24 protein-coding genes are annotated in these 19335 nt (G+C 67.8%); 14 read left to right on the plus strand and 10 right to left on the minus strand.

Translation table 11 applies throughout. The features are described from left to right. Genes SJH88_RS02575 through SJH88_RS02605 form a run of 7 tightly spaced genes read left to right on the plus strand, consistent with a single transcriptional unit; the run spans position 1 to position 7490 of the window. Complete coding sequence (locus SJH88_RS02575) at positions 1–411, plus strand: TIGR03750 family conjugal transfer protein (protein WP_274753529.1); 411 nt, start codon at positions 1–3, stop codon at positions 409–411. Further along, positions 408–1097, plus strand: coding sequence for a PFL_4703 family integrating conjugative element protein (locus tag SJH88_RS02580; RefSeq protein WP_032958271.1), 690 nt, complete (start codon positions 408–410; stop codon positions 1095–1097). Before SJH88_RS02575 ends, SJH88_RS02580 begins: the two co-directional genes overlap by 4 nt. Further along, entirely contained in the window at positions 1094–1981 is an 888-nt protein-coding gene (locus SJH88_RS02585; RefSeq protein WP_274753530.1) for a TIGR03749 family integrating conjugative element protein, read from the plus strand. Before SJH88_RS02580 ends, SJH88_RS02585 begins: the two co-directional genes overlap by 4 nt. Next, positions 1971–3392, plus strand: a complete 1422-nt coding sequence (locus SJH88_RS02590) for a TIGR03752 family integrating conjugative element protein (protein ID WP_274753531.1) — start codon at positions 1971–1973, stop codon at positions 3390–3392. Before SJH88_RS02585 ends, SJH88_RS02590 begins: the two co-directional genes overlap by 11 nt. Then, positions 3373–3804 (plus strand): TIGR03751 family conjugal transfer lipoprotein, encoded by a 432-nt coding sequence (locus SJH88_RS02595; protein ID WP_274753532.1) that lies wholly within the window; start codon positions 3373–3375, stop codon positions 3802–3804. Before SJH88_RS02590 ends, SJH88_RS02595 begins: the two co-directional genes overlap by 20 nt. After that, positions 3804–6683 (plus strand): conjugative transfer ATPase, encoded by a 2880-nt coding sequence (locus SJH88_RS02600; RefSeq protein ID WP_274753533.1) that lies wholly within the window; start codon positions 3804–3806, stop codon positions 6681–6683. The genes SJH88_RS02595 and SJH88_RS02600 overlap by 1 nt, the downstream gene beginning before the upstream one ends. 12 nt (positions 6684–6695) lie before the next feature. Then, positions 6696–7490: a DsbA family protein gene (locus SJH88_RS02605; protein WP_274753534.1), complete on the plus strand. Its 795-nt coding sequence runs from the start codon at positions 6696–6698 to the stop codon at positions 7488–7490. Here SJH88_RS02605 and SJH88_RS02610 read toward each other — a convergent pair. The 5 genes from SJH88_RS02610 to SJH88_RS02630 all read right to left on the minus strand — a co-directional run bounded on the left by SJH88_RS02610 (position 7466) and on the right by SJH88_RS02630 (position 10629). Then, positions 7466–8263 (minus strand): hypothetical protein, encoded by a 798-nt coding sequence (locus SJH88_RS02610; RefSeq protein WP_227364611.1) that lies wholly within the window; start codon positions 8261–8263, stop codon positions 7466–7468. The genes SJH88_RS02605 and SJH88_RS02610 overlap by 25 nt on opposite strands. Then, positions 8260–8682 carry a nuclear transport factor 2 family protein gene (locus SJH88_RS02615; protein ID WP_274753535.1) on the minus strand — a complete coding sequence of 141 codons (423 nt, stop codon included), beginning with the start codon at positions 8680–8682 and terminating at the stop codon, positions 8260–8262. Before SJH88_RS02615 ends, SJH88_RS02610 begins: the two co-directional genes overlap by 4 nt. Positions 8683–8713: 31 nt before the next feature. Beyond that, a complete protein-coding gene (locus SJH88_RS02620) occupies positions 8714–9307 on the minus strand; it encodes a biotin transporter BioY (protein ID WP_274753536.1) in 594 nt (197 codons plus the stop codon). Positions 9308–9371: 64 nt separating this feature from the next. Next, on the minus strand, positions 9372–9830 hold the full coding sequence (locus SJH88_RS02625; RefSeq protein WP_227364614.1) for a PaaI family thioesterase: 459 nt from the start codon (positions 9828–9830) through the stop codon (positions 9372–9374). Between the two features lie 4 nt (positions 9831–9834). Beyond that, the gene (locus tag SJH88_RS02630; RefSeq protein ID WP_124086408.1) at positions 9835–10629 is read right to left on the minus strand and encodes an enoyl-CoA hydratase/isomerase family protein; all 795 of its coding nucleotides are present in this window, start codon (positions 10627–10629) and stop codon (positions 9835–9837) included. A 231-nt stretch (positions 10630–10860) separates the two neighbouring features. On the opposite strand from SJH88_RS02630, the gene SJH88_RS02635 reads away from it, so the two are divergent. The 6 genes from SJH88_RS02635 (at position 10861) to SJH88_RS02660 (ending at position 14094) form a co-directional block, all read left to right on the plus strand. Continuing rightward, positions 10861–11454, plus strand: coding sequence for a LysE family translocator (locus SJH88_RS02635; protein WP_274753537.1), 594 nt, complete (start codon positions 10861–10863; stop codon positions 11452–11454). A gap of 4 nt (positions 11455–11458) precedes the next feature. Further along, positions 11459–11851 (plus strand): nuclear transport factor 2 family protein, encoded by a 393-nt coding sequence (locus SJH88_RS02640; RefSeq protein WP_026353018.1) that lies wholly within the window; start codon positions 11459–11461, stop codon positions 11849–11851. After that, the gene (locus SJH88_RS02645) at positions 11848–12249 is read left to right on the plus strand and encodes a cupin domain-containing protein (RefSeq protein ID WP_124086410.1); all 402 of its coding nucleotides are present in this window, start codon (positions 11848–11850) and stop codon (positions 12247–12249) included. Before SJH88_RS02640 ends, SJH88_RS02645 begins: the two co-directional genes overlap by 4 nt. Next, a complete protein-coding gene (locus SJH88_RS02650) occupies positions 12246–12545 on the plus strand; it encodes a DUF1330 domain-containing protein (protein ID WP_024889585.1) in 300 nt (99 codons plus the stop codon). The genes SJH88_RS02645 and SJH88_RS02650 overlap by 4 nt, the downstream gene beginning before the upstream one ends. Further along, the gene (locus tag SJH88_RS02655) at positions 12538–13500 is read left to right on the plus strand and encodes an alpha/beta hydrolase family protein (protein WP_274753538.1); all 963 of its coding nucleotides are present in this window, start codon (positions 12538–12540) and stop codon (positions 13498–13500) included. The genes SJH88_RS02650 and SJH88_RS02655 overlap by 8 nt, the downstream gene beginning before the upstream one ends. A gap of 198 nt (positions 13501–13698) precedes the next feature. Then, positions 13699–14094: a VOC family protein gene (locus tag SJH88_RS02660; RefSeq protein ID WP_274753539.1), complete on the plus strand. Its 396-nt coding sequence runs from the start codon at positions 13699–13701 to the stop codon at positions 14092–14094. On the opposite strand, the gene SJH88_RS02665 is transcribed toward SJH88_RS02660, so the two are convergent. The 4 genes from SJH88_RS02665 to SJH88_RS02680 are packed head-to-tail and all read right to left on the minus strand — an operon-like array spanning position 14046 to position 16763. Then, the gene (locus SJH88_RS02665) at positions 14046–14708 is read right to left on the minus strand and encodes an AraC family transcriptional regulator (RefSeq protein WP_274753540.1); all 663 of its coding nucleotides are present in this window, start codon (positions 14706–14708) and stop codon (positions 14046–14048) included. The two genes, SJH88_RS02660 and SJH88_RS02665, sit on opposite strands and share 49 nt — an antisense overlap. 41 nt (positions 14709–14749) lie before the next feature. Continuing rightward, on the minus strand, positions 14750–15334 hold the full coding sequence (locus SJH88_RS02670; RefSeq protein ID WP_274753541.1) for a peroxiredoxin: 585 nt from the start codon (positions 15332–15334) through the stop codon (positions 14750–14752). A 4-nt stretch (positions 15335–15338) separates the two neighbouring features. Next, entirely contained in the window at positions 15339–15842 is a 504-nt protein-coding gene (locus SJH88_RS02675; RefSeq protein ID WP_274753542.1) for a GNAT family N-acetyltransferase, read from the minus strand. A 6-nt stretch (positions 15843–15848) separates the two neighbouring features. After that, positions 15849–16763, minus strand: a complete 915-nt coding sequence (locus SJH88_RS02680) for a LysR substrate-binding domain-containing protein (protein ID WP_029578117.1) — start codon at positions 16761–16763, stop codon at positions 15849–15851. 181 nt (positions 16764–16944) lie between these two features. Between SJH88_RS02680 and SJH88_RS02685 the strand changes: the two genes are divergently transcribed. Beyond that, on the plus strand, positions 16945–17922 hold the full coding sequence (locus SJH88_RS02685) for a branched-chain amino acid transaminase (RefSeq protein ID WP_274753543.1): 978 nt from the start codon (positions 16945–16947) through the stop codon (positions 17920–17922). 65 nt (positions 17923–17987) lie between these two features. Here the strand turns inward: SJH88_RS02685 and ptsJ are convergent, their stop codons facing one another. Beyond that, positions 17988–19289: a MocR-like B6 salvage transcription factor PtsJ gene (gene ptsJ / locus SJH88_RS02690; protein WP_274753544.1), complete on the minus strand. Its 1302-nt coding sequence runs from the start codon at positions 19287–19289 to the stop codon at positions 17988–17990. Between the last annotated feature and the right edge of the window lie 46 nt (positions 19290–19335).

The following is a 19335-nucleotide window of genomic DNA, read 5'->3' on the forward strand; positions in this document are numbered from 1 at the left end:
ATGGCTGCCTTGAACGATATCGCGCGTGACGGGTTGGTGACCTTCCTGCCGCACAGGCTGAACCGCCAGCCCGTCGTGGTGAGGGGCCTGACCGCCGACGAACTTTGGATCTGCGCCGGTCTGTCCGCGGTGGCGGGGTTCATCGCCGGCGTGCCGCTGGCTTGGGCCACGCACAGCGTCGCCATGGTGCCGACCCTGATCGTGGCCGGCGTGGCGGCTGGCGTGTTCGGTGGTGGCGGCTTCCTGCGCCGGCAGAAGCGCGGCCGCCCGGACATCTGGCTGTACCGGCAACTGCAGTGGCGCCTGACGCTGCGCCATCCGCTGGCAGCGTCCTCGCTCGGTGGGCACCGTCTCATCACGCGGTCTGGGTACTGGACCACCCGGCGCTCACGCGGAGCAGCCGCCTCATGAGCCGTTTCAGGAATGAAGTCCATCACCTGCAGGCCCATGTGCGCACGCTGCGCCTGGGCGCCGGTGCGTTGTTCGTGGTGGCGCTGCTGCTCGGTTTCGGCTGGTGGAGTGCGCCGAGGCAACTGACGATCCACGTGCCCCCCGATCTGCGCTCGGGCAGCACCCGCGCCTGGTGGGATGTGCCGCCCGAGAATGTCTATGCGTTCGCCTTCTACGTCTGGCAGCAGGTACAACGTTGGCCGACGGATGGCGAACAGGACTACCCGCGCAACCTCCACGCGCTGTCGGCCTATTTCACACCGGCCTGCCAGGCCTTCCTGCGCCAGGACTACGAGCACCGGCGCAGCAGTGGCGAATTGCGCCAGCGGGTGCGTGGCATCTACGAGATTCCGGGGCGCGGCTTTGGCGACAACCCCACGATGCGGGTAAAGACGGTTTCCAGCCGCGACTGGATCGTCACGCTCGATGTCAGCGCGGACGAGTACTACGGCGCCGAGCAGGTCAAGCGGGCCCTGGTGCGCTATCCGCTGAAAGTGGTGCGGCTGGACGTCGATCCCCAGCACAACCCCTTCGGTCTTGCGCTGGACTGCTATGACGGCGCGCCGCAGCGGATCGAGGCACCGTCGCCGGCAGTGCCTCCGTCCGGCACGCCCGGCGGCGGCCTTTCGCAGGGAGGCAACCCATGAAACACCACGTCTTCACCATCGTGGCGAGCCTGGCCGTTGGCTTCGGCCTGGTGCCGGACAGCCATGCCATCGAGGTCCTGCGCTGGCAGCGGCTGCCGCTGGCCGTCCCGCTGGTCGTCGGCCAGGAGCGCGTGGTCTTCATCGATCGCAACGTGCGTGTCGGCCTGCCCCCGAGCCTGGGCGAGCGGCTGCGCGTGCAGAGCGCGGGTGGCGCCATCTACCTGCGCGCCAGCGAGGCCATCGGGCCGACGCGGCTGCAACTGCAGGACGTGGAATCCGGCGCCATCGTGCTGGTCGACATCGCAGCCACGGACGCCGGGGAAGGCGAGCAGCCGCTGGAGCCTGTACGCATCGTCCTGCAGGAGGCCGTCGCGGAGGCCAGCGGTGACACTGCCGCCGGTCCAACCCAGGCAGCGCAACCCGCGAGGCGTCGGCAAACGCCGATAACCGTTGTCCTGACGCGCTACGCGGCGCAGAACCTTTACGCACCGCTGCGCACCGTCGAGCCCGTGGCCGGCATCGGGCGCGTGCCGCTGCGGCGCCCGCTCGCGCTGGACGCACTGCTGCCAACGCTGCCGCTGAAGGCGCGGGCGCTGGCGGCCTGGCGACTCGAAGACCAGTGGGTCACCGCGGTGCGCCTGACCAACACCTCGCCTCACCGTATCGATCTCGATCCAAGGGTGCTGCAAGGCGACTTCGTGGCCGCGACCTTCCAGCATCCGGACCTGGGGCCGGCGGGCGCTTCGACCGACACCACGGTGGTCTATCTGGTCACGCGCGGCCGTGGCCTGGCCGAGTCCCTGATGCCGGTGCTCAGCCCCATCGATGCCGGCACGAACTTGCCGCCGGCCGCCGCTGCGGGGAGGACGTCCGATGAGGAGTAATCCCCTGTTGAAGTGGCTGCTGATTCCGATGGCATTGTTGCTGGTGTTCGTCGGTGCCAGGCTGTTCTCAGGCAGTGACGCTGCGCCTGGCAAGCAGGATGTTCCGGGGCAGCTCACTCCCGAAGAAATGAAGGCGCTCGGCATCGCGGGCGACACCCCGCGCGACACCGTCGCCACCCTGGTCGCGCAGGTCAAGCAGCTCCGCACCGAGCTGCAGACCGCGCTGAGCGACAACCGCCAGCACAAGGCCGAGAACGAGCGCCTGCGTACCCGCGAGGGTGCGATCGACCAGCGCATCCAGAACGCCCTCGACAGCGAACGCCGCCGCCTGGAACAGGAGCGCACCCAGGCCGCCAGCGACCGGCAGCAGACGCAAGGGCTGATGCAGGAATTGCAGCGCCGCCTGGACGGGCTGTCCGGCAAGGGCGATGCCGCCGACCTGCCGATCGGCCTTGGACTGGATGGGCATGACGGCGGGCCGCTCAAGGACGGCGGCATGCGCTGGATCGAACCGGATGACGCCCGGTCCGATCCGAAGAACGGTTCGGCCGGCGGCCTGCGTTTGCCCGCTTTTCCCTCCAGCTTCGGCCCGGCCTCGCCGGAGCTGTCGGCTGCGGCGGAGGCCGTCAGCGACAGGACGGCGCAGGCCGTTGGCGGCACCGCCCAGGCGGTCTATACGGTGCCCGCCAATGCCACGCTGATGGGCTCGGTCGCCATGACCGCGCTGATCGGTCGCATTCCCATCGACGGCACCGTCAACGACCCGTTTCCCTTCAAGGTGCTGATCGGGGCCGACAACCTGGCGGCCAACGGCATCGAAATTCCCGACGTGGCCGGTGCGGTGGTCAGCGGCACGGCCTCGGGCGACTGGACGCTCTCGTGCGTGCGTGGGCAGGTTCGTTCCATCACCTTCGTGTTCAGCGACGGCACCATCCGCACGGTGCCGGAGGACGACGGCAAGCGCAGTCGAAGCCAGAACAGCACCAGCCTGCTGGATGGCCTGGGCTGGATCAGCGATCCCTACGGCATCCCGTGCGTCTCGGGCGAGCGGCGCAGCAATGCCCAGCAGTACCTGGGATCGCAGGCGTTGATCACCGCGGCCGGCGCGGGCGCCGCCTCGCTTATCAAGTCCGACAACGGCAGCGTGGCCGTGGTCGCCAACAACAGCGGTTCGCTGGGCACGGTCGGCATTTCGGGCAACGAGGCCATGGGCCGCATCCTGGCCGGTGGCGTGCGCGACATGGCCGACTGGGTCAACAAGCTCTACGGCCAGGCCTTCGCTGCGGTCTACGTGCAGCCCGGCGCCAGGGTGGCCGTGCACCTGGAGCAGCCGATCGCCATCGACCACGACGCCAAGGGGCGCCGGGTGAATCACCTCATGGGAGAAGCGCATGCGTCGGACCTGGATTGACCGCCCCCTTGTCCTGCTCGCCGCCGCCGTTCTCGCAGGTTGTGCCACCAGCTCGGAAAAGCTGCTGCCCCGGGGCGAGCACACCATGCTGGACATCTGGCAGCACGAGACTGGCGGCTACAGCGGCGGCCAGGCCGGCCGCCTGCTGCTCGACGCACGCCAGGAGCTACGGCGCCCGCTGGCCGACGCTGACACCCTCGCGGCGTCCGCCCGGAACGCGGCCTACACCCGCACGGCAGCGAACGAGATCCAGCGACAGTTCCATCGACTGCCGAACCCCGATCTGGTGATGTACGTCTTTCCGCACCTGGCCGGCACCGACCCAGTACCGGTGCCCGGCTACAGCACCGTCTTCCCGCTCTACCAGCGCGTGCAGTACGCGATGCCCGGCGAGCGGTTGGAGGACTACTGATGGGCTGGCGACTGCCGTGGCCGCGTCGTCCGGCCCCCAGGCCAGTCCAGGCCGACATCGAGCCGGACGCCTGGACGCGGCATGTCGACCGCCTCGCTGCGCACGGCATCGACGCACCTGGCGCCGCCCTTGGGTCGAATCATCGGCGACCCGCGACGCGGGCCGACCACGCGGCGCTCTACGACGTGGCGCCGTCCTTCGCCGACCTGCTGCCCTGGGTCGAGTACCTGCCGGCCACGAAGAGCATGCTGCTCGAAGATGGCCAATCGGTGGCGGCGTTCTTCGAGTTGCAGCCGATCGGTACCGAAGGGCGCGAGACCGCCTGGCTTTGGCAGGCCCGTGATGCCTTGGAGAATGCGCTGCAGGACTCCTTCGACGAACTGGACGAGAACCCGTGGGTGGTGCAGCTCTACGCGCAGGACGAAGCCGATTGGGACCACTACCTGCGCACGCTGGGGGCGTACCTGCATCCACGCGCGCAGGGCAGCGCGTTCAGCGAGTTCTATCTGCGCTACTTCGGGCACCACCTGCGCGCGATCGCGAAGCCGGGCGGCCTGTTCGAGGACACCACGGTCACACGCCTGCCGTGGCGCGGCCAGACCCGGCGCGTGCGCATGGTGGTTTATCGCCGCACCCCGGACGCCGCATCGGCCCGGCGGGGGCAATCGCCCGAGCAGGCCCTGGCGACGATTTGCGACCGCCTGGTCGGCGGCCTGGCGAATGCTGGCGTCAAGGCCCGGCGCCTTGGCGCGGCGGACATTCACGACTGGCTGCTGCGTTGGTTCAACCCGAATCCCGGCGCGCTGGGCAGCACGGCCGAAGACCGGGAACGTTTCTACGCGCTCGCCCGCTACCCGGAGGAACGGGAAGAAGGTGAGATCGAACTGGCCAGCGGCGACTTCGCACAACGCCTGTTCTTCGGTCAACCGCGCTCGGATGTCGCCCGCGGCCTGTGGTTCTTCGACGGCATGCCGCACCGGGCTATCGTCATGGACCGCCTGCGCTCGCCGCCCGCGACCGGACACGTGACCGGCGAGACGCGCAAGGGCGGCGATGCGATGAACGCGCTGTTCGACCAGATGCCTGAGGACACGGTGATGTGCCTGACTCTGGTCGCCACGCCGCAGGATGTGCTGGAGGCGCACCTCAACCACCTGGCCCGCAAGGCGGTTGGCGATACGCTCGCCAGCGAACAGGCGCGCCAAGACGTGCAGCAGGCCCGCGGCCTCATCGGCAGCGCGCACAAGCTGTACCGGGGCACGCTGGCGTTCTACCTGCGCGGCCGCGACATGGCGCAGCTCGACGCCCGCGGCCTGCACCTGGTCAATGTCATGCTCAATGCGGGCTTGCAACCAGTGCGCGAAGAGGACGAGGTGGCCCCGCTCAACACCTACCTGCGCTGGCTGCCCTGTCTGTTCGACCCGGCGGCGGACAAGCGGCAGTGGTACACGCAACTGATGTTCGCGCAGCACGCGGCCAATCTGGCGCCGGTGTGGGGGCGCAGCCAGGGCACCGGCCATCCGGGCATCACCTTCTTCAACCGGGGCGGCGGCACGATCACCTTCGATCCACTGAACCGGCTCGACCGGCAGATGAACGCCCACCTGTTCCTCTTCGGCCCCACCGGCTCCGGCAAGAGCGCCACGCTGAACAACATCCTCAACCAGGTCACGGCGATCTACCGGCCCAGGTTGTTCATTGTCGAGGCCGGCAACAGCTTTGGCCTGTTCGGTGACTTCGCCGCTCGGCTGGGCCTGAGCGTGCATCGCGTGAAGCTGGCACCCGGCGCGGGCGTGAGCCTGGCGCCATTCGCCGATGCCTGGCGACTGGTCGATACACCGGGCCAGGTGCAGACGCTGGATGCCGACGCCCTGGACGAGGACGGCGACACCCATCAGGCCGACGACGGGGATGACCAGCGCGACGTGCTCGGCGAACTCGAAATCACCGCCCGACTGATGATCACCGGCGGCGAGGACAAGGAGGAAGCGCGCATGACGCGCGCCGACCGCAGCCTGATTCGCCAGTGCATCCTGGACGCCGCCCAGCGCTGCGTGGCACAGCCGCGCACGGTGCTGACCCGCGACGTGCGCGACGCGCTGCGCGAACGCGCCCGCGACGCCAACCTGCCGGATGCCCGGCGCGCGCGGCTGCTGGAGATGGCCGATGCGATGGACATGCTCTGCCAGGGCGCGGATGGCGAGATGTTCGACCGTCCGGGCACGCCCTGGCCCGAGGCGGACATTACCATCGTGGATCTGGCCACCTTCGCGCGCGAGGGCTACAACGCGCAGCTCTCCATCGCCTACATCTCGCTGATCAACACGGTGAACAACATCGCCGAGCGCGACCAGTTCCTGGGCCGGCCGATCATCAACGTCACCGACGAAGGCCACATCATCACCAAGAACCCGCTGCTCGCGCCCTACGTGGTCAAGATCACCAAGATGTGGCGCAAGCTCGGTGCGTGGTACTGGCTGGCGACGCAGAACATCGACGACCTGCCCAAGGCCGCCGAGCCCATGCTCAACATGATCGAGTGGTGGATCTGCCTGTCGATGCCGCCCGACGAGGTGGAGAAGATCGCCCGGTTCCGCGAACTGTCGCCCGCGCAGAAGGCGCTGATGCTGTCCGCGCGCAAGGAGACGGGCAAGTTCAGCGAGGGCGTCATCCTGTCCAAGTCGATGGAAGTGCTGTTCCGCGCCGTGCCGCCCAGCCTATATCTGGCCCTTGCGCAGACCGAACCGGAAGAAAAGGCCGAACGCTACCAGCTCATGCGCCAGTACGGCATCGGCGAACTGGATGCCGCCTTCAAGGTGGCCGAGAAGATCGACCAGGCGCGTGGCATCGCATCGCCACCGCTGTTCCTGCCGAAATGACCGGAGCGCGTCATGTCCTCGAAGCGAACCACCTTGCCGAGCCGGTCCCAGGCCATTCGCAAGCGCGCCGGGCGCATGCCACGGCTGCCTTGGGTGGTCGCCGGCATCCTTGTAGCCGGCCTGCTGGGCTGGCTCCTGTACCGCACGCCCGGTGCGCCGGCACCACGCACGGGGCCTGAGGTCGCGCAGGCGCATCCGGCCGGCCCACCCTGGCGTCACGGCCCAGCCGATGCGCGCTTCACGCTGACGCTGTACGCCGACCTGGAATGTCCGTTCTGCAAGGCCTACTACCCGACCCTGATGGCCTGGATCGATGCCCATCCCGAGGCCAGCCTGCGGTGGCATCACCTGCCGCTGGCGATGCACGATCCCGAGGCGAGTCGGCTGGCCCGCGTGGCCGAGTGCGCAGGCGAAGCGCAAGGCCACGAGGCCTTCTTCGGTGCCATCGCCTGGCTCTACCAAAACACCCGGGGCGATGGCCAGGGGCTGCCCACCGATCAGGCCTGGCCAGGTCTGACGACCGCCATGCGGGCCTGCCTGGAAAGCGATCGCCCTGCAGCCATCGTTCGCGCGCAGGCCGACGAGGCTGTGAGTAGCGGCATCAACGCCACGCCCACCGTGCGGCTTGACGACGGCCTGACGGGGAAATCGCTGCTGCTGCACGGTCCGGTCGAGGGCGATGCGCTGCTGTCGGCGCTTGATCTGGTTGCATCGCCGGACAGGCCCGACGCTCGTTCAGTGGGGGCCGCCGACGCCGCCGGCACGGCGGTCCGTGGTCGCCGTCATGGCCTCGCCGAGGCCCAGTAGTCGCGGAGCGCGCGCACGCTGTCCGATGGCGAAGGCATGTAGCCGCTCAGGTTGATGAGCCCGACGTTCATGCCGCGTTCGTCGGTGGTGCCCCTGAGCATCAGCCGTTGGAAGCGGCCGGTGTCCAGGCCATATCGATGCGGATCATCGACTTTCAGCGCCAGTAGGTGCAGGTGCGAGTTCCAGATTCGGAACTTCGCATGTTCGATGGCCCGTATCGCCTGCCAGGGAACGAAGACCCGCTGGGGGCCTTCGCGCTTGAGGCCGAGGGTATCGGCCACGAGGTCGGCGGGTGGGTCGAGGCGACGCAACCGCCGCAAGAGTGTTCGCACGATCGCCCGTGTGAGCGCCACGGCCAGGATGACGCCGCCCAGCGCAAGGGCGAGCACGACAGGGTCCGTCTCGTGGATGTCCTTGACGAGGGGCGGCAGCACGACGACCAGCAGAGGGAACACGATCCCCATGCCCATGACCAGCACTTCCCACCACGCGGCGCGCGCGATGGGAATGCGCAGCGTCGCCGGGAAGCGAGGCAAGGGCATGTGCTTGCCTCGCCAGCGCAGGCGGCGTCCATACTGCCGGGCCAGGACCATGAGCCCCATGACGAAGGTGACGAGGAAGACCGCGGCAGCCAGTCTGGCGGGGCCAGGGTCCGCGCGCAGGGATGACAGCAACGCAAGCACCAGCATCAGACCCGACACCAGGAGCACCGGCTCCACCACGAAGACGTAGATCCTTGTCCACCAGACGCTTCCCGCTCGCTGTGCGCTCATGGCCCTCCGTCCCGATCCCGCTTCGATACCGCTCCCATCCTGGTCATCCAGTCGCTGCGGTCGAAATACACCTCGTTGCGGCGAATCTTGCCCGCGTGGTCCAGTTGCACCAGGCACACGCCGACCACGGTCAACACCTCACCGCCGACCGGGATGTCCGCGCGCCATTTGTTGAGGAAGCCATCCTGCATGGGGATGCCCTCGACCTGCGTCCAGACCCACGCCGGATTGCGTGCCAACAGGCGCTCGAAATAGCCCAGCAACGCGGGCTTTCCCCGCAGCCCTTGGGGTACGGCAGGGTCGAGATAGAAGGCATCCTCCGAATAGAAGGCAGCCAGTCGCTGGGGATCGTTGCCGGTCCAGGAGGGCAGCCACGCCAGCGCAAAGCGCCGCGCCTGCTCCGCATCGAGGGCGTTCATCGTGATGTACCGGGCCGACCCGGAACGCGCGTCATCGGTGCGCCGACTTGCGGGTTCCGCTGTCGATGGCCTTGAGCAGCGCAGCGCCAAGCACCGACTTGAGCACGCCGCCGAGAACGAAGGGGGCCACGCCCACGGCGATGGCTTTCTGCACGCCGACCATCGCGGCCAGCCAGGCGCCGCCGAGCAGCAGGCACAGGGCGTTGCCGATCAGCATCGCCGCGAAGGCCATCACGACGCGCCCGCCATGCCAGCCGCGTTCGACCAGCCAGCCGGTCAGCGCGCCGGCCACGGGAAAAGCCAGCAGGTAGCCACCCGTCGGTCCCAGGAAGCGCGCCAGGCCTCCCGTGCCACCGGCGAACACCGGCAACCCGAGCGCGCCCTGGGCCAGCCAGACGAGGATCGTCAGGCCACCCAGGCGCCAGCCGTACAGTGCGCCGACCAGCGTGACGGCCAGCGTCTGCATGGTCATCGGCACCGGCACCATGGGCACGCTGACGTGGGACGACGCGGTGAGCACCAGGGTGCCGAACAGCACCGCCAGCACCTTGGTCGCGGTGGACTGTCCGCGCAGCCAGCGGGTTGTGTCGAGGGTCCCGAGGGTTTGGGTCGAGGTTGAGGTCATGGGTTCTCCTTCATGAATGGCGGTACTGGCCGCCGGGCGCATCCTTGCGCGGACACCGGAAACGTCATCGATCCTGCTTGCCCTGCAGGCAGATCAGCGTCTGCTGGCCGAGCGCCACCTGGGCGCGTCCCTGCTCGGTGACGCCGAAGACTTCGAGTTGGCAGATGGTCAGGGTGCGTCCGGAGCGCACCACCGTGCCGATCGCTTCGAGGTAGTCGCCCTGCGCGGGGGCCAGCAGGTTGATCTTGAACTCGACGGTCAGCACGGAGCTGTCCGGTGGAAACAGCGTGAAGCCCGCGTAGCCGCCGGCCGAGTCGGCGATGGCGCTGGTGCCGCCGGCATGGAAGTAGCCATGCTGCTGGGTGAGGGTTTCGCGGAACGGCAACCGGATGCTGACCCGCCCGCGCGCAACCTCGTGCAGTTCGGCGCCCAGGTGGTGCATCAGGCCCTGGCGGGCGAAGCTGTCGCGGACGATTCGCTCGACCTGGGGATCGAGCGGCAAGGATGGGGCGGCTTGGGTCATCGTTCTAAGGTTCCTTTGCAGTGGAGAGGGGGTTGAATCGAGGTGGCCGCTTCTCCAGGAATGCACGCATGCCTTCCTCGTGGTCGGGCAGCGAAAGGGTGTGGTGGAAGGCGGCCCGCTCGCGGCGTAGTCCTTCATCCATGGGCAGGCTGGCGCTGGCACGCGCGGCCTGCTTGATCAGGACCAGCACCTCGCCCGACAGCGACGCCATGTCGGCGGCGAGCCGGCGGCCCTCTTCGAGCAGGTGATCGGGGGGCACGATGCGCGAGACCAGCCCGCTGCGTTCGGCCTCGCGGGCGTCCATGCGGCGCCCGGTCAGCAGCAGGTCCAGCGCCTTGGCCATGCCGAGCAGGCGCGGCAGGCGCTGCGTGCCGCCCGCGCCGGGCATGGTGCCGACGCGAACCTCCGGGTGGCCGAACACGGCGTTCTCGGCCGCCAGCACGATGTCGCACATCTCGACCAGTTCGCAGCCGCCGCCGAGCGCGAAGCCCTGCACCAGCGCCACCACGGGCTTGGGGAACGTGCCCAGCGGCGCGCAGCAACCGGCGAAGTCAGTGGCCCGCGCCTGCTCCGCGCTGATGCCCAGCATTTCCTTGAGATCGGCACCGGCCGCGAAGTGTTCGCCTTCGGCGCGCAGCAGGACCACCCGCACGGCGGCGTCGGCCGCCAGCCTGTCGAGGTGCGCGGCCATCGCATCGGTCAGTGAGCGGCACAGGGCGTTGCGGGCTGCCGGCCGGTCGATGACCAACTCGGCATAGCCGTCTGGGTGCGACGCGCATCGAATGAAATCGGAAGACATGGGTTCTCCTGCGAGGAACCGCCCGAAGTGCCGGGCCGTCATCGATTCGGCAGCGCCGGGCAGTACCTGCGAAGTCTGCTGCGCGATGACGCTTGCGGCCAAGCGCGAATATCTCAGGTGGGACTGAAAATTTCTCGCTGGAGCCGACGCCATGCCCGGCCCAGAATCAATTCGCGGACGGGCCTCGTCTTTCCCTCAACGCCCCGGTACTCCCCGTCCCAGCGAACTCCCATGGAACATACCGCCCTCGTGGCGCTGATCGTCTACGCCTTCGTCATGTCGATCACGCCCGGTCCCAACAACGTGATGCTGATGTCCTCGGGCCTGCTCTTCGGCTTGGGCCGAACCTGGCCGCACCTGTTGGGCATCCCCGCGGGCGTGATGGTGCAGCTCGGGATCACCGGCGCCGGCCTCGGTGCGGTGTTCGCCCTCGAACCTCGCCTGCAGGTCGCATTGAAGGTCGTGGGCAGCCTCTACCTGCTCTGGCTGGCCGCGCGGCTGTGGCGCGCGGTCGAACTGGAGGAGACCGAGGCCGGCCGGCCCATCGGCTTCATGCAGGCGCTGGCCTTCCAGTTCGTCAATCCGAAGGCCTGGCTGATCTCGGTGACGGTGGTGTCCACCTTCCTGCCGCCGGGCGAAGGCTACGCACTGCGCCTGCTGGTGGTCAGCCTGGTGTTCGCCGCCATCGGACTGCCCTGCATGCTGGTCTGGGCCGTCTTCGGCGCCGGCCTGCGGCCCTGGCTGCGCGACCGCGCCGTCGCTCGCGTGGTCAATCGTGCGATGGCGACCCTGGCCGCCCTGACCGTTCTTCTCTTCTGGATCTGATGCCATGACGACACTCTCCCATGATCAACTCCGGGCCCATGCGCTGGCCTGGATCGATGACTGGAACCGGCGCGACGTGCCGGCGGTGCTGGCCGCCTACGCCGACGACGCACTGTTCGTGAGCGCGCTGGCGCAGCCCTATACCGGTGGCACGCGGGTACAAGGCAAGGACGCGCTGCGCCGCTACTGGCTGGCCGCGCTCGCCGACAGGCCGGACCTGCGGTTCGAACTCATCTCGGCCATCTGCGATGTCGAGGCGCAGACCGTCGTCGTCCATTACGTGGCGCAGGCCTGCGGCAAGCGCACGCGCATGTGCGAGATCATGCGCTTCGAGAACGGGCGGCAGGTCCATGGCGAGGCTCTGCACGGCGTCCCCGCCGAGGAGGACACGCCATGACGGCACTGCTGCGCGCCGTCCGGACCGACGACGGCAACCGCTATGACTGGGGTGGGGTCTGCCTGGGCTGGCGACTGCTGGAACTGCAACACATGCAGGTGCGGCAGGAATGGATGCCCGCAGGCGGCGCCGAAGCACCCCACTGGCACGCCAGGGCGCACCAGTTCTTCTACGTGCTCAGTGGCCACCTGCGCCTGAGCACGCCCGACCAGGACGTGCTGCTGGCAGCCCGTCAAGGCGTGCATGTCCCGGCCGGCACTCGCCACATCGCCGCCAATGGTGGCGACGAGGACGTGAATTTTCTGGTGTTCTCCAGCCCCAGCACGCAGGGCGACCGCATCGAATCGACCTCGGCCGCCGAACCGGATCGCCATCGCGACTCGGAGCCTGCGTCATGACCGTTTTCGCCATTGCCCAGCTCACCATCCACGACCGGACAGCCTACGACCGCTACCAGGCGCGCTTCATGGAGGTGTTCCGCCACCACCGGGGACGTCTGCTGGCCGCGGACGAGCAGCCTCGCACCATCGAAGGCACCTGGCCGCACCAGAAGCTCGTGCTCATGTCCTTTCCCGACGAAGCCGCCTTCCATGACTGGGCGGAATCGGACGAGTACCAACGCATTGCCCAGGATCGCATGGCCGGCGCGCAGGCCGTGGTGCTGCTGGTCCAGGGTCTCGCTGTGAATGACTGAGCCCATCGACATTCGCGCCGCCGACGGCTATGCACTGGGTGGATTCGCCTGGCGCCGCCCCTGCGATCCACGACGCCCGCATCCGGTCGCGGTCATCAACGCTGCCACCTCGGTGCGCTGCCGGTACTACGGGCGCTTTGCCGACTGGCTCCACAGCCACGGATGGGACGTGGTGACCTACGACTACCGCGGCATCGGCGAATCGCGACACCGTGGGCTGCGTCGGCTGCAGGCCGACTGGATCGACTGGGGGCAGCACGATTTCGAGGGTGTGCTGCAGTACCTCGCCTGGCGATTCCCCGGCCAGCCGATCGACGTGGTCGGCCACTCCGCTGGGGGCTTCGTGATCGGGCTGGCCGCGTCCGCACACCGCGTGCGGCGCATCTTCACCATGGGGGCGCAGTACGCCTACTGGCGCGACTATGCGCCCGCCGCACGCCGCGCCATGTTCCTGCGCTGGCACGTGGCCATGCCGCTGCTGGCGCGGGTGCTTGGCTACGTGCCAGCCAAGCGCCTGGGATGGATGGAGGACACGCCCAAGGGTGTGGCGCTGGACTGGGCACGCATGGGTCCCCGCTTCGAGGGCACGGTGCGCCGCGGCCGGGAGACGCTGGAAGGCGAGCCCGAAGCCGAAATGCTGGCACGGCGCTTCGGCCAGGTGCGCGCACCGATCCTGGCGCTGGGCATCGAGGACGATCCGTTCGGCACGGTACCGGCGCTGGACCGCCTGCTGGATTACTACACCGGCAGCGAGCGTCATCACCTGCGCTTGGCTCCCGCGGCCATCGGGCAGGCCGAAATCGGCCATTTCGCCTTCTTCCACGAGCGCTTCCGCGAGGCGCTGTGGCCCCTGGCGCTGGACTGGTTGCGCACCGGCGAGCCACCGGCCCGCCACCTCGGTGCACTGAAGCATCGACCTGCGGACGACTATCAGGCAGCGAGAAGTACGGCATGACTGTGGATGAGGCCCATTCACCAGGACTGGAGCGGAAGCGCTGGCCGATCAAGATCACATCAGTAGCGATTCTGCGGCTTGACTGAACGTGATCGTGGGGTGCTGGGTGCTCACTGGCCTGCACCTGTCGCGATCGTTCAATACAGGGGATGAAGCCCGGCCCAGAATCCATTTCTCCATCTAACTTGGAGAGCTGAGATGATTTTCAGATACACGATTCTCTACGTCGAAGACGTGGCCGCCTCGCTGGCCTTTTACGAACGTGCTTTTGCCATGGAGCGGGGCTTTCTGCACGAGTCGGGGGACTATGGTGAACTCGTTACGGGGGCAACCAAGCTGGCCTTTTCTTCCGTCAAATTGATGCGAACTCTGGGCAAGACACCCGGCAAGCCCGCACCCGAGATCCCGGTATTCGAGATCGCCTTTGAAACGGAAGACGTACATGCGGCCTATACGCGTGCCGTAGCCGCTGGCGCACAAGCCGTGCAGGAGGTCAGAAGTGAGCCTTGGGGGCAGACGACGTGTTACGTCACCGATATCAACGGTTATCTGGTAGAGATTTGCTCTCCTGTCCAGTTGCCAAGCGCAGGTTGACGCAGGAGTTCGAGGATGCTGGATTGCCGGCGCAACTGCGCCGGGGTATGGCCGAACCAGCGTACAAGCTCGCGGTTCATGTGGGCCTGATCGCTGAAGCTACATATGCTGGCTATTTCGGCAAGAGGTTCGCCCGACGAAAGCAGCCCGGCTGCCCGGCGCGCCCGTCCCAAGAGCCGCCAGTAGTCCGGCGGTGGGAGTCTTCTGCCCAGAAAGACTCTTTGCATCGTTCGGATGGAAATGCCCATCCTGCGGCAGACAGCGCCGACCGTTTCTCCAGACTGGCTGAGCGCCACGATGGCCTCGTCCAGATTCGTCCAGGCTTCGCACTGCTCGTCGAGAATTTCCCCGATTCGATCATGGTCTGCGGCAATCACCTGCATGGCGGGCGCGCTCACGCCCGCGCCCGGGCGCAACCTATAGCCTGTGATCGTGGTGCCGGGGAGCAGATCGACCAGCCGAGGCCGAACATCAAACCCGGTTGACACGATCTGAACCAAGCCATCCGCATGGCGGATGCACAGTACGTCTTGGCATCCGTCGGGCAGCACCAGATAGCGCTCGGCCCTGTTCACCGGGTAAACCCAGCGGTGGAAGCTGGCAATGTCTTGCATGTCGGGAAATTTACTCCAGGAACCGCCGAATGATCCGATATTCATGGTTTGCTGGATCGATTGGCATGATGGCCTTTGAGCCACTCGATGACATCGTCAGCATTCCGATCTGGCGGGAACACCGGATAGAACACATGCTCGATTACGCCATCGTGCGCAATCAGGGTCAGCCGCTTGAGCAGCGCCAGGCCTTGCACCTCGAAGACCGGCAGACCGAGCGCGGCTGCAAATGAAAGGCAATGGTCGGACAGCAAGGGAAAAGGCAGGTGCAGGCGCGCCACCGCCTCGCATTGGTACGCGGTGTCCTGCGTGGACACGCCGAACAACTGGGCGACGCCCAAGGACTTCAGTTCGGCGAAATGATCCCTGAAGGCACAGGATTGCGGGGTGCAGCCCCGTGCTCCTGGAATCTCGTCCCAGCCCGGAGGCAGTGCGACATCTGGCCGGCCCGTCATCGGGAAGAGATAAAGCACCGTGCGTCCGCGCAGGCGCGAAGGATCGATACGGCCACCATCCGTCGATGCCAGTTCAAGCCTGGGCAGGCGCATGCCTGTCAGGTGGCGGGCGCCGCCATCATCCTCCGGCTGTGGAAGACCCGACCAATCGACCTGTTGCAGGTTGTTCATGGCTTCACCACCGCTCGTTACCGGCCAGCCAAAGGACGTAGCTCTTCCAGCCGGCGGGTTCGGCGAAGCGCGTGTAGGCCCGGATGGCATCGGGGTTGTCCTCGGGGACCAGCCAGCGCAGATGAATCCAGGCGCGTGATCGCCCGGTATCGGCGATGGCCGTGATGAGCCGCTGCGCGAGTCGTTTCCCGCGCGCGGCGGGCAGGACGTACAGGTCGTCGAGCTGGCCCGAACGCCCTCCGGAGATCGCCTCGGGCAGATCGAAGAACACTGCGAAGGCGACGAGTTCGTCGCCGAGAAAGCCACCCAGCACTTCCGCGATCGGATCGGCGATCAAGGCATTGGCATGAGCCAGTGCATTCGCCCCGGCGCCTTGCCCGTGGCGCATCTCGTCGCCATAGGCGGCCAGCAGGGAGGCAAGCGCAACGGCTTCATGGGCAACGAGCCGTCGAAGCGTCACATCGTCATCCGGCGGTGCTTTCTGGTCTTTCGGATATGCGGTATTCATACGTGTCTATGCTGTCCGCGCTTCTGGGTTCCGAGTTCCGCTTTCCGACTGACATTGCTCGCGCAGCCAGCCGCGCAGGTTATCCAGCCGTCGATCCTCGGATAGCGCCTCGGGATAGACGAGCCAGAAGCCGACACCCGCGCTCACGGGGTGGTCGAAGACCGAGGCCAGGCGTCCGAGCCGGACGGCACTCTCGGCCAGTTCGCAGACGGCGATCGACACGCCAGCCCCATCGGCGGCCGCCTGCATCGTCAGGCCGCCCGAATCCACGCGGGTCACGACAGCCGGCTCGAACGGCCCGCCGGGCAGGCTGTCCATCCAGCGCTGCCAAGTGAGGCAATGCCGCGAAACGAACAGGTTGGCGCGCGCGACCTGCTTGAGGCGTTCCCGGCGCGAGCCGGTGGCAAAGCCCGGGCGCGCGTACAGATCGATGGTGGCCTCGAACAACAGGTCGGCCTGCAGGCCGGCCCACTGGCCGTCGCCATACCAGATGCCGGCATCGGCCACGCCGGCGGCCAGATCCACGTCGTCCTGCGTGGTGGAGATGTCCAGCGAGAAGCCGCGCCGCTCGAACGGATACAGGCTCAGGCGGGGCGACAGCCAGTTGGTCGCGAAGGTCGGCAGCATGTTCACGCGCAGGGGCCCGTCGCGCCGCTCCTCGCGCAAGCTGCTCACGCCCTCGGCGATCAGGGCGAAACCCTCGTTGAGGCTAGGTGCCAGCCGGCGGCCGGCGCTGGTCAATTCCAGCCGCGTACCGATGCGGCGCAGCAGTTCGACGCCGAGCATGTCCTCCAGCGTGCGCAACTGGTGGCTGACCGCCGAGGGGGTGACCGCCAGTTCCAGGGCCGCGTCCTTGATCGAGAGATGGCGCGCCGCAGCCTCGAAGGCGCGCAAGGCATTCAACGGGACAGGGATGCGCATGGGGGATTCACCCTCCTGGAAGTCATTGGTCGTTCATGGACTCATTAAACCGGAAATCGTCGTCTCCACGCTCGCCGACACGAGGACCAAAACTCAGCATCGTCTGAGATTTGCTCACTCGTGCCGACGGCGAACCGGCCGCACACTGACGCCATCGACAACCTGTACAGCGGTGCGCACCATGCTCAATTCCCTTGACGATCGCGATGGCCTGATCTGGCTCGATGGCGAGCTGCTGCCCTGGCGCGAGGCGCGCCTGCACGTGCTCACGCATGCGCTGCATATGGGCGGGGCCGTCTTCGAGGGCATGCGCGCCTATGGCGGTCATGTCTTCCTCAATGCGCCTCACCTGGAACGCTTCCAGCAGTCCGCCGCGCTGCTGGACTACCACCTGCCGTGGTCGCAAGGCGAACTGACACAGGCCATCGAGGCGGTGCTGTGGGCCAACCAGCTCGACGACGCCTACATCCGCCCGGTGGCCTGGCGCGGCGCGGAGAGTGTTTCCATCGCTTCGCCGCGCGCCCGCATCCACGTGGCGATCGCGGCCTGGGACTGGCCCACGGCGGCGTCCCAGGGCCGCGCCGAGGAAGGCATCCGGCTGCAGCTGGCGAGTTGGCGGCGTCCCCGTCCCGACACAGCACCCACCGCGGCCAAGTGCTCGGGGCTGTACATGATCGGTACCCTTGCGCGCCATGCCGCCGCAGCGGCGGGCTGCGATGACGCACTGCTGCTCGACAGCGAAGGCCGGGTCGCCGAAACCACGGCAACCAACCTGTTGATGGTCCATGACGGGGTGCTGGTGACCCCATTGCCGACCTGCTTCCTCGACGGCATCACCAAGCGGCACGTGATGGGACTGGCGCGCCAGCGCGGGCTGCGGGTCGAGGAGCGGACCGTGACGCTGGACGAACTGCGCGCCGCCTCCGAGGTATTCACCGCCGGCACCTCGGTCGAACTGCAGCCGGTGGTGGCGCTGGTCGAGGATGCGGTGACCACCGAATGGCCCGTGGGGCCGGTGACGCGACAACTGATCCGGGACTTTCACGCGTCCGTGACCGAGGCGAGCCAGGTTGGCCGGACCTTGCGGGAACGGGAGACCGGCTTGTTGGAACGGCGCCCCTGGCCCGCTCGCGTCGCCTCCGCCTTGCAGGCGCCGTAGCGTGCCATGGACCGGTACGCAGACGGACCCGCGAGAGGACAGGCACGATGCCATGCAGACTGGCTTCATACACGCCCCAGACAGTCGCGCAGTTGCGCGGCAAAGCGCGCCGCGTCCCCCGGTTCGAGCGTCGAGACCGTGACGCGCAGCGCGGGGGCCGCGGGCGCGATCGCGAAGGCATCGCCGGTTCGCACGGCCCAGCCGCAGCGTGCGAGGCTTTGCGCGGTGCGGTGAACGTCACGGTCTTCCGGCAACGGAATCCACACATTGAATCCGTCGCAGGGCTGCCTGGCGGCGATGCCAACGGCGCCGAGTGCATCGATCAGGGCCTTGCGACGCGTGGCGTAGGCGGTCTTGGCCGCATGCAGGCGCGCCGTGGCCGCGTCGGATCCGAGCAGGCCGCGCACGGCCGCCTGCAGCAGGTGGCTGACCCAGGTCGTGCCGGGAGCCAGTCGCATGCCGAGCCTTGCGGCGGTCCCCGCATCGGTAGCGATGAAGGCCAGCCGCAGGTCCGGGCCGAAGCCCTTGGACACGGAGCGCACCAGCGCCCGCCGCGTGGTGGCCGCGGGCGCGATGGAGAAGTACGGCGTCTCGGCCAGCAAGGCGAAGTGGTCGTCCTCGATCACCAGCACGTGCGGATGGCGGGCGAGCACGCGGCGCAGTTCGCGGGCGCGCTGCTCGCTCAGGCCGCAGCCGGTGGGGTTTTGCGCCCTTGGTGTGCACAGCACCGCCTGGGCGCCATTGGCCAGCGCCGCTTCCAGCGCCTGCGGGCGCATGCCGTGCGCATCCATGGCCACGGGCACCGCTGCCAGGCCCGTGCTGTGCAGGATGTTGAGGCTGCCGAGGAAGCACGGGTCCTCCACCGCCACCTTGTCGCCGGCGACGAGGTAGGCAGCCAACAGACGCTCGATCGCATCGACCGCACCATGCGCCAGCACCAGACCGTCACCCTCCCGGAGATCCGCTCCGAACCACTGCCGCGCCAGCTGTTCGAGTGCCGGGTCGAGTACAGGCTGGCCATACAGCGCGGGCCGATAGCCGCTTGCTGCCAGCGCCTGCAATGGATCGGGCAGCCAGGCCGGGTCCGGATTGCCGCTGGCCAGATCCGCCAGCGCCGAGCCGGGCTGCAGGCCCTCCTGCTCACCGAGACGCGCCGCTGGCCGGATCACCGTTCCGTTACGCCCCAGCGTCTCGGCAATGCCTGCGGCCACCAGCTTCCGGTACGCGGCGGCGACCGTGTTGCGGTTGACGCCCAGTTGATCGGCCATCTCGCGCACGGACGGCAGTGTCTGGCCCGCGGCAAGCTGGCCCGCATGTGCCTCGCGGCGAATGCGCTCAAAGATGTCCGATGCGGTCTTTTCTGCCATTCCCGTTTGTCCCGTGACAATGTATATTTTGTCCTATGACAATGTT

The organism is Comamonas sp. GCA5, from assembly GCF_036541385.1.
Taxonomy (GTDB): domain Bacteria; phylum Pseudomonadota; class Gammaproteobacteria; order Burkholderiales; family Burkholderiaceae_C; genus Comamonas; species Comamonas aquatica.